Source organism: Alphaproteobacteria bacterium LSUCC0719 (genome assembly GCA_040839025.1).
Lineage (GTDB): Bacteria > Pseudomonadota > Alphaproteobacteria > Puniceispirillales > Puniceispirillaceae > UBA8309.
The window spans coordinates 163,778-175,869 of record JBFPJN010000001.1 but is presented as its reverse complement, the minus strand read 5'-3'; the positions used below and the strand labels follow the sequence as shown (position 1 = coordinate 175,869).

Annotated in this window: 16 protein-coding genes; 5 read left to right on the top strand and 11 right to left on the bottom strand. The window is 59.1% G+C overall.

Annotation, left to right across the window (positions count from 1 at the left end):
- Positions 1 to 27 precede the first annotated feature (27 nt).
- Complete coding sequence (locus AB3X55_00810; GenBank protein ID MEX0502118.1) at positions 28 to 426, bottom strand: DUF6165 family protein; 399 nt, start codon at positions 424 to 426, stop codon at positions 28 to 30.
- A gap of 160 nt (positions 427 to 586) precedes the next feature.
- Here AB3X55_00810 and AB3X55_00805 point away from each other — a divergent pair, with 160 nt between their 5' ends.
- Entirely contained in the window at positions 587 to 1,312 is a 726-nt protein-coding gene (locus AB3X55_00805; protein ID MEX0502117.1) for an AzlC family ABC transporter permease, read from the top strand.
- Positions 1,309 to 1,623, top strand: a complete 315-nt coding sequence (locus tag AB3X55_00800) for an AzlD domain-containing protein (GenBank protein MEX0502116.1) — start codon at positions 1,309 to 1,311, stop codon at positions 1,621 to 1,623. The genes AB3X55_00805 and AB3X55_00800 overlap by 4 nt, the downstream gene beginning before the upstream one ends.
- Positions 1,624 to 1,629: 6 nt before the next feature.
- Here the strand turns inward: AB3X55_00800 and AB3X55_00795 are convergent, their stop codons facing one another.
- Positions 1,630 to 2,013, bottom strand: a complete 384-nt coding sequence (locus AB3X55_00795; protein ID MEX0502115.1) for a 4a-hydroxytetrahydrobiopterin dehydratase — start codon at positions 2,011 to 2,013, stop codon at positions 1,630 to 1,632.
- Here AB3X55_00795 and AB3X55_00790 point away from each other — a divergent pair.
- Positions 1,991 to 2,455, top strand: coding sequence for a flavodoxin family protein (locus AB3X55_00790; GenBank protein ID MEX0502114.1), 465 nt, complete (start codon positions 1,991 to 1,993; stop codon positions 2,453 to 2,455). The genes AB3X55_00795 and AB3X55_00790 overlap by 23 nt on opposite strands.
- Before the next feature lie 27 nt (positions 2,456 to 2,482).
- Here AB3X55_00790 and AB3X55_00785 read toward each other — a convergent pair whose 3' ends face one another.
- From AB3X55_00785 to AB3X55_00775, 3 genes are read right to left on the bottom strand one after another with little or no spacing between them, the layout of a single operon-like run.
- On the bottom strand, positions 2,483 to 3,004 hold the full coding sequence (locus AB3X55_00785; GenBank protein ID MEX0502113.1) for a copper chaperone PCu(A)C: 522 nt from the start codon (positions 3,002 to 3,004) through the stop codon (positions 2,483 to 2,485).
- 49 nt (positions 3,005 to 3,053) lie between these two features.
- Entirely contained in the window at positions 3,054 to 4,208 is a 1,155-nt protein-coding gene (locus tag AB3X55_00780) for an alpha-hydroxy acid oxidase (protein MEX0502112.1), read from the bottom strand.
- Positions 4,209 to 4,265: 57 nt separating this feature from the next.
- Entirely contained in the window at positions 4,266 to 4,616 is a 351-nt protein-coding gene (locus AB3X55_00775) for a cytochrome c family protein (GenBank protein ID MEX0502111.1), read from the bottom strand.
- 195 nt (positions 4,617 to 4,811) lie between these two features.
- On the opposite strand from AB3X55_00775, the gene ccmE reads away from it, so the two are divergent.
- Entirely contained in the window at positions 4,812 to 5,261 is a 450-nt protein-coding gene (gene ccmE, locus AB3X55_00770) for a cytochrome c maturation protein CcmE (GenBank protein ID MEX0502110.1), read from the top strand.
- Here ccmE and AB3X55_00765 read toward each other — a convergent pair.
- The gene (locus AB3X55_00765; protein ID MEX0502109.1) at positions 5,258 to 6,271 is read right to left on the bottom strand and encodes a DMT family transporter; all 1,014 of its coding nucleotides are present in this window, start codon (positions 6,269 to 6,271) and stop codon (positions 5,258 to 5,260) included. The genes ccmE and AB3X55_00765 overlap by 4 nt on opposite strands.
- A 191-nt stretch (positions 6,272 to 6,462) precedes the next feature.
- Between AB3X55_00765 and AB3X55_00760 the strand changes: the two genes are divergently transcribed.
- Positions 6,463 to 6,867, top strand: a complete 405-nt coding sequence (locus AB3X55_00760) for a GFA family protein (GenBank protein ID MEX0502108.1) — start codon at positions 6,463 to 6,465, stop codon at positions 6,865 to 6,867.
- Here the strand turns inward: AB3X55_00760 and AB3X55_00755 are convergent.
- From AB3X55_00755 to AB3X55_00735, 5 genes are read right to left on the bottom strand one after another with little or no spacing between them, the layout of a single operon-like run.
- On the bottom strand, positions 6,855 to 7,529 hold the full coding sequence (locus tag AB3X55_00755) for a class I SAM-dependent methyltransferase (protein ID MEX0502107.1): 675 nt from the start codon (positions 7,527 to 7,529) through the stop codon (positions 6,855 to 6,857). The two genes, AB3X55_00760 and AB3X55_00755, sit on opposite strands and share 13 nt — an antisense overlap.
- A 16-nt stretch (positions 7,530 to 7,545) precedes the next feature.
- Positions 7,546 to 8,985, bottom strand: coding sequence for an aldehyde dehydrogenase family protein (locus AB3X55_00750; GenBank protein ID MEX0502106.1), 1,440 nt, complete (start codon positions 8,983 to 8,985; stop codon positions 7,546 to 7,548).
- 26 nt (positions 8,986 to 9,011) lie between these two features.
- A complete protein-coding gene (locus tag AB3X55_00745; GenBank protein ID MEX0502105.1) occupies positions 9,012 to 9,920 on the bottom strand; it encodes a DMT family transporter in 909 nt (302 codons plus the stop codon).
- Positions 9,917 to 10,768: an ABC transporter permease gene (locus tag AB3X55_00740; GenBank protein ID MEX0502104.1), complete on the bottom strand. Its 852-nt coding sequence runs from the start codon at positions 10,766 to 10,768 to the stop codon at positions 9,917 to 9,919. Before AB3X55_00740 ends, AB3X55_00745 begins: the two co-directional genes overlap by 4 nt.
- Before the next feature lie 10 nt (positions 10,769 to 10,778).
- Positions 10,779 to 12,044: an ABC transporter permease gene (locus AB3X55_00735; GenBank protein MEX0502103.1), complete on the bottom strand. Its 1,266-nt coding sequence runs from the start codon at positions 12,042 to 12,044 to the stop codon at positions 10,779 to 10,781.
- Positions 12,045 to 12,092: the final 48 nt, after the last annotated feature.

Below are 12,092 nucleotides of genomic sequence, written 5' to 3'. Positions count from 1 at the left end.
CTGCGACGTGACCGGGATTGCCCGGCCTCACCCCGCGCCTGAATAATCCTCGTACGACTTCTCTTCGACAAGTTCCGAGCCGGTGGCGAGGTTTATTTTCTTCTTCAATTCGGCCCGACGGTCATTCGTGACATAGACAGCCCGCGCCAGTTCGATGAATCTGGCACCAAAGCGCTCTGCGGCCTCCTCGGCGCGGATATTGTCTTCGATATCCCACAGCGTGCTATTGACCTCGCGGAGCGCATCGGTCAGCCCGACCATTTCCTCACCGTCGAAGACCCCGCCACTGACAAGCGGGCGAAGCGATTCCAGCTCCGCCACTATGTTCTTCAGCTTGTCCGGGTCGGTGATCCGGTCCGACTTGATTTCCAGAATGGTGACCTTGTCGACGACTTCGCCAACCGACACGGGAACGTTGAGTAACATGACGAGCGCTTTTTGGCTGTTGGGGTTAGGGCTGCCCCTGTGTCGCGCAGTTTGCCAACCGGCGCAAGCGCTGACTGCACTTTGACACGACACAAGCCGCTTGTCCTTCTCGCCACCTGCGTGATAGGCAGGTCGCTGTCGCCAATAATCAAAGATGCCAATGTCTTCCGCCCCCCCACCAGCCATCTCGACACGCAGCCAGGAATTCTGGACAGGCGTCCGGCAGGAACTGCCGCTGCAGCTTGGCGTGGCACCTTTCGGGCTGGTCTTTGGCGTGCTGGGGCTGGCAAGCGGGCTGTCGCCATTGCAGACCATTCTGCTGTCATCAATTGTGTTTGGCGGTGCCAGCCAGGTGGTATTCGCCCAACTGTGGGGTGCGGGTGTGCCGTCGCCTGTCGTCGGTGCATCGGTTTCGGTGATCAATCTGCGCCACGCGCTCTACAGCGCCTCGATCGCCCCCTATCTTCGCAGTCTGCCTCTGGTCTGGCGGATTCCACTCGCCTATCTGCTGACGGATGAGGCCTATGCGGTGACGATTCACCGGCTTTGCAACGAGCCGGCATCACCGCATCAGCATTATCATCTTCTCGGTACCGGCATGACCCTGTGGCTGTGCTGGCAGATCACCACTGTCACCGGCGTCATGTTCGGATCGACAATCCCGCAATCATGGTCGCTTGGATTCGCCATTCCGCTGACCTTTATCGCGCTGGTGGCGCCGGCCATCAGGAAACGCGCCGATCTCGCCGCATGCCTGACAGCCGGCTTCATTGCCGTGGCTGGCCAGCCGCTGCCCTGGAAAAGCTGGATTATCCTGGCCGCCATTGGCGGCATCGCTGCCGGCTATCTCACGCATCGATACAGTAATCGTGAGGCAAAGGCATGATCTGGCTGGTGATGATTGCCTGCGGGATTTTCACCTTCGCAACACGGTTTGTGATGTTTTCCGATATTGCGCCACGCCAGCTTCCAGTCTGGCTTCAGGACGCGCTCGGCTTCGTCCCGATCGCGGTGCTGACGGCGATTATTGTGCCGGCGGTCATCGTAGCGCCCGATGGCGGGCTGGTACTTGCCGGCAATGCCCGGCTTCCTGCAGCTGTGGTCGCGGTAACTGTAGCACTGTTCACAAGATCGGTTCTGGCAACCATCGCCACCGGCCTTGCCTCTCTGTGGTGCCTTGACTGGCTTTTCTACTAGGTCGGACTAGTCACCGGCAAAGCGATCACAGGACCCGGCAAGCTTCAGATCGAGGTCCGACACCCCGCCAAGCGAATGCGTTGTCCAGCGGATCGTGACACGATTGTAGATATTCGACCATTCGGGGTGATGGTTGGCGCGTTCAGCGGCCATCGCCACCCGCGTCATAAAGCCAAACGCGCTGTTGAACCCCTTGAAGCTGTATGTTTTTTCAATGGCGGCGCCATCCTGCGACAGGCTCCACCCATCCAGTCCTGCCAGCAGGGAATCAAGCTCGTCACGCGCAATCAATGTCGCCATTCGCCCCTCGGCACTTGCACCATGTTCACCGTTTCGGCGACTATAGCGGCCGGAGAAATCAATCGCCATGTCGAAATCACTGCTGATCATCGCGCACGCCCCGTCCCCCAACACCATCGCGCTGGCCGAAGCGGCCCGGCGCGGCGCCAGCCATACAGATGCCGGGGATGTGTCGGTGCGACTTTTGTCGCCCTTTGATGTCACCACAGATGACCTGATGGCCAGTGACGGGATGCTGCTGGGGACAACCGAGAATATCGGCTATATGGCGGGCGCGACAAAGGACATGTTCGACCGCTGCTATAATGACTGGCTCGGACAGACCGAAGGGCTTGCCGTCGGCATCTATATTCGGGCGGGCCTTGATGGCACCGCGACAAAACGTGCGCTTGAAGGCATTGTCGGCGCACAGCGGTGGCGCTTTGTGGCAGCGCCGCTGATCCTGCACGGAGACTGGTCACAGGCGTTCCCCGGCGAGGTCGAGGAACTGGCCCTCGGCATGGCTGCCGGTCTGGACGCGGGAATCTTCTGATGCCGGCCTGATTGGCCGGTACGGGCTCTAGTTTCCCGAATGACCCTGTGAATGATTTTGCGAATGCGAGTGCCCGGCTGACATCTCGACGTCATCGAACGAAATCTCTCCTGGACGTTTGACATCGGCTGGCAGACGCAGGATCCGGCCGGAGGCGAAGGTCAATTCCACTTCCAGCCTCTGGCCCGGCTCCAGTGTCCGGTTCAATCCCATCAGCATCAGATGCACCCCGCCGGGCGCCAGCCTGACCATACCGCCAGCGGGAATCTCGATCCCGTCCGGCAGGGCCCGCATCTTCATCACCCCGTTCTCGTGAAGCATGGTGTGAATTTCGGCCTTGGCGGCAAAATCCGCCGCCACGCCAAGCAACCTGTCCGCCTCGCCGGTATCATTGTGGATCGTCAGATAGCCGCCGGTTGCCGTCATCCCGGGAACGGTGGCGCGTATCTGGATTTCGGTTGTTTTCAGACCGTCCATCGCGGCGACAGGCGCGGTCATCAGCATCAGAAGACCGGCGATGAAAGCAAGGATTGCAGGGCCTTGTATCATCCTGGGCATATTGTCAGTCGTTTCCGCTATCGTGGTTCGGTTGCCGGCCTCAGCCACCGGTTCGGGTGACTGCCACCTCGGACAGGCCGGCAATATCCTTGACACCAAGCTGCGCCATTACATCACGCATCTCTTCAAACAGGATGGCAGCGGCATGTTCACCGCCCTTGTCCCCCAGTGCCGCCACCGCATACATGAAGGCGCGCCCAATCAGCACAAAATCGGCACCGGATGCCAGCGCCTTGGCGACGTCAAGTCCGGAGCGAATGCCGCTGTCAACGATCAGCGGCACCTTGTTGCCAACAACAGAGCGGATATGAGGCAGCTGGTGAAGCGGATGCGGCGCGGCATCAAGCTGACGACCGCCATGATTGGAAATTACCAGCCCGTCACAGCCCTGGCGCATGGCACGTTCGGCATCCTGACCATGCAGAATGCCCTTCAGCAACAGCTTGCCCGGCCATTTGTCGCGGATAGCGTCAAGATAGTCCCAGTCAAGCGTGCCATTGAGCTGCGCGCCGATGAATTTGGTGATCGGCAGCGTCTTGTCCCTGTCTGCATAGGGTTCCATGTTGCGGAACCGCGGCCCGCCATTGAACAGCATCCGCAGGGCCCAGTTTGGACGGCTTGCCGCCTGCAGCAGGATTGACGGGCTGTACATCGAGTTTCCACGGCTGCCGAGCGGTGCCCCGGCAATGCGCATGCGCTCGCGGCGGCTTGGAGCCGGCACATCGGCCGTAACCACCAATGTATCGACACCGGAATCCTGCGCCCGCTGCATCAGATCGAAACAGATATCACGGTCCCGCGGTGGATAGAGCTGGAACCAGGCCATATCACCGCCAACCTTGGCCACCCGCTCGATCGAGTCTCCCGCGACCGTACTCAGCGTGTAGGGAAAGCCGTGGGCCTGTGCCGATCTGGCAAGAATTTGTTCGGCACCGGGCCAGACCGTCGAGGCCAGTCCGATGGGCGCGACACCAAACGGTGCCTTGTAGGTCTTTCCAAAAAGCTGGACAGACAGATCAGGGTCGACCCGGCCCCGCAGGAACTGAGGTGTCAGTGTCAGGCTCTCATAAAACTCGCTATTGGCAGCCTTTGTCACATCATGGCCGGTGCCGGAATCCAGATAGGCAAAGATGAAGGGCGGAATACGACGGCGCGCGGCAGGCTCCAGATCGCGGAGCCGCGGATACTTCATCATTGGATCCATGACAGCACCTTCACATTCTTAGCTTTGCCGGACCGGCTGGGTTCGACCCTAGTTGGGTGCCTTCAGATAGGCAATGATATTGGCCAGGTCGTCATCCTTCTGCAGACCGCGAAACGCCATTTTCGTGCCTTTGACATATTTCTTTGGCGCACGGAGATACTCGGTCAGCGTGGCCTCGTCCCAGACAATCCCGGACCCCGCCATAGCCTTGGAATATTTATAGCCCTCGATAGACCCGGCAGCGCGCCCGATGATGTTTACCAGATGTGGACCAGTCTTGTTCTTTTCCTGATCCACATAATGGCAGGCCTTGCATTTCTTGAACACCTTGGCACCAGCCTCGACATCGCCCGCCTGCGCCGGCGCCGCGACAAACAACACACAACCCAGCAGTGCCATGCCGACGGTCACCGCGTTTTTGAATACACTCATTACCTATCCCGAGAACATTGTTGAGAACCCCCAATGGAGATAGATGACGCCGCGCCGTCTTGCAACCCGAAGACGAAGCCGGCACCGAAATTAGACGCGCCATGACGTCACAGGGCACGGTTGCCCTTGCGTAACATCAAAGGTGACGCTAACTAACGGCAAATGGAGTCACCCACAAACAGCCTCACGCCAAAACAGCGCCGCCTTCTGGGGATTGGTGTCATTGCGATCCTTCTCGCGGGCGCGGTTGCGCTCGTTCTGAGCGCCCTGCGCGAGAACATCGTCTTTTTCTACACCCCGTCCGAGATCCCTGCAGACATCGAGGGACGTCCGGTTCGGCTGGGTGGTCTGGTCAAGGATGGCAGTGTCAGCATAGATGGGCTGGAGTCACAGTTTGTCGTCACCGATGGCACAGCGGAAATCACCGTCAGCTTTGACGGCGCGTTGCCAAGCCTGTTTCGTGAAGGACAGGGTGTTGTGGCCGAAGGCCAGATCACCAACGGCGCGCTGATCGCCAGCAATGTTCTGGCCAAACATGACGAGACCTACATGCCGCGCGAAGTGGCAGATTCACTTCGGGACAAGGGTGTCTGGCAGGGCGGTGACAGCTAGAGGCCGGGCGGATCACGCCTCTGGCCGGTTTGCGGGTCATCGTCAACTGTCTGCGCCGCAGAGGCCGAAGCCGGCATTGGCACGCCTGTCATCACCTCGACATCACGTTCCCGCTCGCGATAGATGGTGTAGAAGCCGCCAATAAGGATCATCGCCATGCCACCCCAGCTGAGCGCATCGGGCCATTCATCCCAGATCAGGATTCCCCAGATTACGGCAAACGGGATGGCCGTATATTCGAACGGCGCGATGATCGAAGCCTCGACAGACCGGTAGGCATTCGACGACACCACTGACAGGAACAGCACTGCCAGAGTGCAGAAACCAAGGAACAGCATGTCCTGCCCGGTTGGTATCGCCGGGGCACGAAGCATGAAATCAAGCGAGATATTGTCGGACACGGGTCGTGGCCAGATCATATTGAACGCCAGCATCGGCACCGCGGCGGTGACGTAACAGATCTGCTGGACCGTGACCATCGCCGCCAGGCTGCCGGTTCCCTTCAGACGCCGCGTCCAGATCTGGAACAGCGCATAGGACAGCGCCGCGCCAAAAACTATGACAGACTCGATACGAAAATCTTCGGTTCCCGGCCGGATGATCAACAAGACCCCGCACAGGCCAAGACAGACCGAAAGAACCCGATGCACGCCAATGGTCTCGCCAAGGAGCGGCACGGACAGCAGCGTGATCAACAGCGGCGAGACAAAGAAGATCGAGATCACAGTCGGGAGCGGCAGCGTGCCAAGCGGCACGAAATACAACGTCATCGACAGCACAAGACACATGCCCCGCCCGAAGAACTGCCAGAAAACACTGGCAGGCAACGCCCTGATCACCGACAGACCGCGGGCGAACACCACCATCAGGGCAAAAGCCAGAATGCCGCGGACGAGCGCGATCTCGGCCAGCGGGAGATGGTCACTCATCAACTTTATGAACGCATCATTGAGAGGAATGATGCCCATGCCAAGCGCCAGAAGCCCGACGGCAACAAATGGGCGCTGCATCCAGCCTGACATGGCACACCTCATCACGGATCGGGTTGACGATTGCAGACCCCGCCATATCAGGAAACACAGCCCCCGAAAAGCGTAGAGTCAAAGCCCAGGGTTAAAGCCCGGGATCAAAACATATAGTCATTGCCTGTCGGCGGGGCCTGCGCCACACTCACCGGATATGGCAGCAGGGGACACAGGTCATGACACCACCGAACAGCGCAAACCCGTCAGACGAAATCCAGAAAGGATCATGCCACTGCGGCGCGATAAAATTCGAAATTCACGGACCTATCCGTGATTTTCGCCGCTGCGACTGCTCGATCTGTCGGCGCAAGGGCGCGATCATGTGTACAGCCGACAAGGACCAGTTCAGGCTTGTGTCCGGCGAGGACAATCTTGGCCTGTATCAATGGAATACCAAAACGGCGCGGCATTACTTCTGCAGGACATGTGGCATCTACACCCATCACTGGCGCAGGTCACGGCCCGAATTCGGCTATAATATCGGCTGTATCGAAGGTGTGGATATCCGCAGCCTGCCGGACGTCGAGATCTTCAACGGCCAGGCGATGACACTTGTCGGCGAGGATGATCAGGCGACATAGAACGTCAGCACAAAGGCCGTATCATCGGCGTGTGCGGCATCGCGCCCGTCATAGATCGGCACTTCGCGAAGCTGTGGCACGGTGATCCGGCCCCGCGCCAGCAGACCATCCAGGCTTTGCTGAAATCCATGCGCTGCGAAATGCACGCTGTTGACACCAAGCGCCGCCACCGCGCCGGACAGGCAATGGTCGACAAGACCTGCAAGCGGTTCCGGGCCAAGATGCCCATGTGTGAAGGTGCCGGCGCTGACAATCGCCGCATAGCCTGTCGGAAGATGGCTGAAATCCTGGGTCAGATCAGCGACGAACAAGGAATCATAGGCGTCTTTCTCGCCGGCTTTTTCAATCATCTCCGGCGAGATATCAACACCGTCGAGAACGGCTTCTGGCTGGCGATCATGGATGGCGCTGGCAACCAGACCCGTGCCACAGCCGATGTCAAGAATGCGACCCGGCGGCCTGGTCAAATCGGACAGGGCAGCGGCAATGGCAAGCGGATAGACATAGCCAAGCCCATCGGCAAAGGCGCTGTCATACTGCGCCGCAAAATCCCGGTAATAGCTGACATGCTGATCGGGTGTCTGCAGCGCATAGGCCCCGGCGAGGAGTGTTTCACCCTCGCCATTGCCGGTCGGGTCGTCGGTGTTGCCATCATCCCCCATCCAGTGATGCCACCTGCTAGCCGATGATGCCGCTGATCGTCTTGATCTCGAGAAATTCCTCGATCCCCCAGGCACCGCCTTCGCGTCCAACCCCGGATTGCTTGTAGCCGCCAAAAGGCGCACCGGATATGCGGCTGGCCCCATTTACCTGAATCATGCCGGCACGAAGACGCGCCGCCACCCTGCGCGCCCGTTCGGCGCTGTCGGTCTGGATATAGGCGGCAAGACCGTAAGGCGTGTCATTGGCAAGCTCGATTACCTCATCCTCGCTGTCGAACGGCATCATCGCCAGAACGGGTCCGAAAATCTCCTCGCGCATGATCGTCATGTCGGGGGTCGCATCGGCAAACACCGTCGGGCGGGCAAACCAGCCGCGGTTCAGCCCTTCAGGGCGACCGGTTCCCCCGGCGACAAGGCGCGCCCCTTCATCAATGCCGGTCTGGATAAGCTTTTGGACCTTTTCAAACTGCACCTGCGAGACCAGCGGCCCGATATGGCCGCCCGCCTTGCTGGGAAGATCCACCTTTGTGGCTTCAGCCGTGGCCTGGGCCACTTCGACGGCGCGGTCATAGGCAGACCGTTCGACAAACATCCGCGTTGCCGCGTTACAGGACTGGCCGGTATTGGCAAAACAGAAGCTGGCTCCACGCGCCACCGCCGCATCGATATCGGTATCGGCGAAGACAAGGTTCGGTGATTTGCCACCAAGTTCCAGCGAAACGGTCTTTACCGTGTCGGCGGCAGCCTTGCTGATCAGGATTCCGGCACGGGTCGACCCGGTAAAGGAAATAACATCGATCCCCGGATGTGACGACAGGATGCTGCCAACCCCGACGCCATCGCCATTGACCATATTGTAGACACCAGCCGGCACACCGGCCTCGTGCATGATCTCGCTGAACAGAATGCTGGACATCGGCGCGATTTCCGATGGCTTCAGCACCATCGTGCAACCGGCGGCAAGCGCGGCACCGACTTTCAGCGCAACCTGGTTCATTGGCCAGTTCCACGGTGTGATCAACCCGGCCACGCCGGCTGGCTCATACACAAGATCCTGTCCCTCGACGCCGGGGCGCAGGGGATGCTGCCATTCAAAGGCATCAAGGGCGCGGATGAAGGCCTTCAGATGGCCTGTTCCCGATGCCGCCTGGTCGCTGAGCGCCATGTCTATGGGGGCACCCATTTCGTTTGAAATGGCTTCTGCCATGTCAGCGGCATGCTTTTCATACACCGCAAGAATGGCGCGCAGCACCTCGCCGCGCTCGGCCGGAGTGGTCATCGACCAGCTGCCAAAGGCTTTCCGGGCGGCAGAGATCGCCGCTTCGGCATCAGCCGCCCCGCCTAGCGAAATGGTGGCATAGACCTCTTCTGTCGCCGGGTTGTAGACCGGAAAATCCGTCCCGTCACGCGGTGCAACCCAGGCCCCGTCAATGTAGAAATTGCGCATATTCTGCATGCTGTTGTCCCCAAATGTCTGCCAGTTCAGCTGGCGCCAGACGCGGCGGCTGATTTATGGCGTTCGGCAAGATAGATCCCGCCAAGCACCATAACAGCCGAAACCGCGTGAAAAGAATAAAGCCTCTCGGACAGAATGAACACCGCCATCAACGCCCCGAAGACCGGTATCAGGTTCAGATAGAAACCTGCCCGATTGGCACCGGCAAGTTCAACCCCCCGCATAAAACAAATCTGTGCCAGCATCGACGGGAAAATCGCACAATAGGCGACGATCGCAAGCCCCTTGGTGCCCGGCATCTGCATCGTGCCAGTCCAATATTCAACACCCATCGAGACCGCAAAGACAAGGGAAGCCGGAATCGAGAAGAAGGCCAGCAACAATGCCGGTGGCATCTCGAGGCGGCGGCTCAGCCCGACCGTGTAGGCAGCATAGCACACACAGGCCAGCAACATCAGAAGATCGCCGTGATTGAAGCGCATCGCCAGCAGCACCGCCAGCGACCCCTTGGTGACAAGCACCGCCACCCCGACAAAGGACACAACAAGCCCGACAAGCTGCATGGCACCGATCCGGGTGCCGAAGACGGCAAGGCCAAGCAGCATCACAATGGCGGGAATGGCGCTTTGTGTGATGCCGAGATTGACCGCGCTGGTATGCTGTGCGGCAAGGATGAAAAAGAAGGTGAAGCCGGCCATCCCGCCGCCGCCCATCAGCACCGCCCAGCCAAGCCGTTCACGAACACGCGGCCATTCGGCACGCATCTGACGCCTGAAGATGAAGGCCAGAATGGCCAGACACGCAAACCAGCGCAGCCCCATCATCACCATTGGTGACATCTCGCCAACCGATAATCTGGCGGCAATGGTGTGGCCGGCCCACATCATCGTCGCCATTATCAGGGTGAAATGTGGGCTGTTCCAGAGTCGTGTCACGATGGGGTTACGCCACGCAACCGTTCAGACCGGCGACGCAGCAATTCAACCGTCGTCAGCAGAGCGATTGAAATAGCCACCAGAATGGTGGCGACTGCCAGAATGGTCGGGCTGATCTGTTCGCGAAGGCCGGTGAACATCTGCCACGGCAGGGTTTTCTGACCCGCCGATCCGACGAAAAGAACAACCACAACCTCGTCAAAGGAGGTGATGAAGGCAAACAGGCCGCCGGAAACAACACCCGGCAGGATCAACGGCATCTGGATCTTGAAAAATGTGGTCATCGGCCCGGCACCAAGATTGGCCGAGGCACGCACAAGGGATTTGTCAAAACCCACCAATGTCGCCGTCACGGTGATGATCACAAAGGGGATGCCAAGCGCCGCATGGGCCAGCACCACGCCGATATACTGGCCCTGAAGCCCGATCCGCGAATAGAAGAAATACATGCCGGCAGCCGAAATGATCAGTGGCACGATCATCGGCGAGATGAGGATCGCCATGATGGCCCTGCGGAACGGCACATGTGGCTGGCTGAGGCCGATGGCGGCAAGCGTTCCAAAGGCGACGGACAGAAGGGTTGCCGCCGGCGCAATCTTGAAGGAATTGCGAACCGCAATCTGCCAGTCGGAATTTGTGAAGAAATCCCGGTAATGCTTGAGCGAGTAGCCCGCCGGGTCGAAATTCAGCATTTCCTTGGTGAAGGTAAAGAAATCCTGAGCGTTGAACGACAACGGAATGATCACCAGGATGGGGGCGATCAGGAAAAAGAAAATCAATCCACAGATCACCCGGAAGCCGTAATACCAGGCGCGTTGCAGGGGGGTCGCACAAACGGGAAGACTCATCGCGCGGCTCCTATCCCAGCTTTACATTGTCGATGCCGACAATGCGGTCATAGGCGTAGTACAGCACCAGCACCGCAACCAGCAGGATGCTGCCAAGCGCCGCCGCAAGACCCCAGTTCAAAGAGCTGGAAATATGATAGGCGATCCGGTTCGAAATAAAGGTACCGGTCGTGCCGCCAACCAGCTCCGGGGTAATGTAATAGCCAATCGCCAGAATGAAGACCAGAATGCTGCCAGCGCCAATTCCCGGAACCGATTGTGGGAAATAGACCTTGGCAAAGGCGGTCAGATCATTTGCCCCAAGCGATTTCGCCGCGCGGACATAGGATGGCGGGATCGTTCGCATCACCGAATAGAGCGGCAGAATCATGAAGGGCAGCAGGATGTGGGTCATCGCCACAATCGTGCCTGTCTGGTTGTTGATCAGCTGCAGCCTGTCGGCATCGCCGAGGAACCCGATGGTTACCAGAATATCATTGATGACGCCTTCCTGCTGCAGCAACACCTTCCATGCCGAGGTCCGGACAAGAAGCGAGGTCCAGAATGGCAACAGCACAAGGATCATCAGCAGATTGGAGGTACGCGTCGGCAGATGCGACAGCAGGAATGCCACCGGGTACCCCAAAAGCAAGCACATCAGCGTGATCGCAAGGCTCATGAACAGGGTCCGCTGGAACAGCAGGATGTAGATCTGTTCGGATTCCGCGCGCGGCTCAAACCCGGCCGGGGTCTGTTTCAGATCGACGGCGTTCAGGAAATAGCCCGACGTGTAGGCCGGTGAATACAGCTTCAAAAGCTGCCAAAGCTCGGGATCGCCCCATTTCTTGTCCAGATCGAGGAATTTTTCCTTGAACGGCGCGTCTTCGGCAAGATCCCATTTCTTGATCCGGCGGCCGGACTTGCGGAACAGCGAGGCAACACCGGTTTTTTCGTAATTCAGGCGCGATCCAAGACGGGTATGTGTCTTGTTCTTCACCGCTGTCTTCATGTCGGCTGCCAGCGCCGCAAATACCGCTTCGCCCGGCACCTCGCTGCGTTCGGGATCCCATGCCTTGAGAGCCTCGGCGGTTTCGGGAAGCGTCTGCGCGACGATCTGGTTCTCTACCGAGCGGAACAGCATATCGGCGATCGGCGCGACAAAGGTCACAAGAACAAAGGCAAGCAGCGGGGCGACCAGAAGGAACGCCTCTATTTTCTGCCGACGCAGCGACCGCTGGATCGAGCGTTTGAGCGGCGTCCCATCAGCGGCAAGAAGTGGCTGTGTTCGTTCAGTCATCTATTCGTCCCGGATCGTACGGAAACCAGAAATCTGTCACCAGCGGCG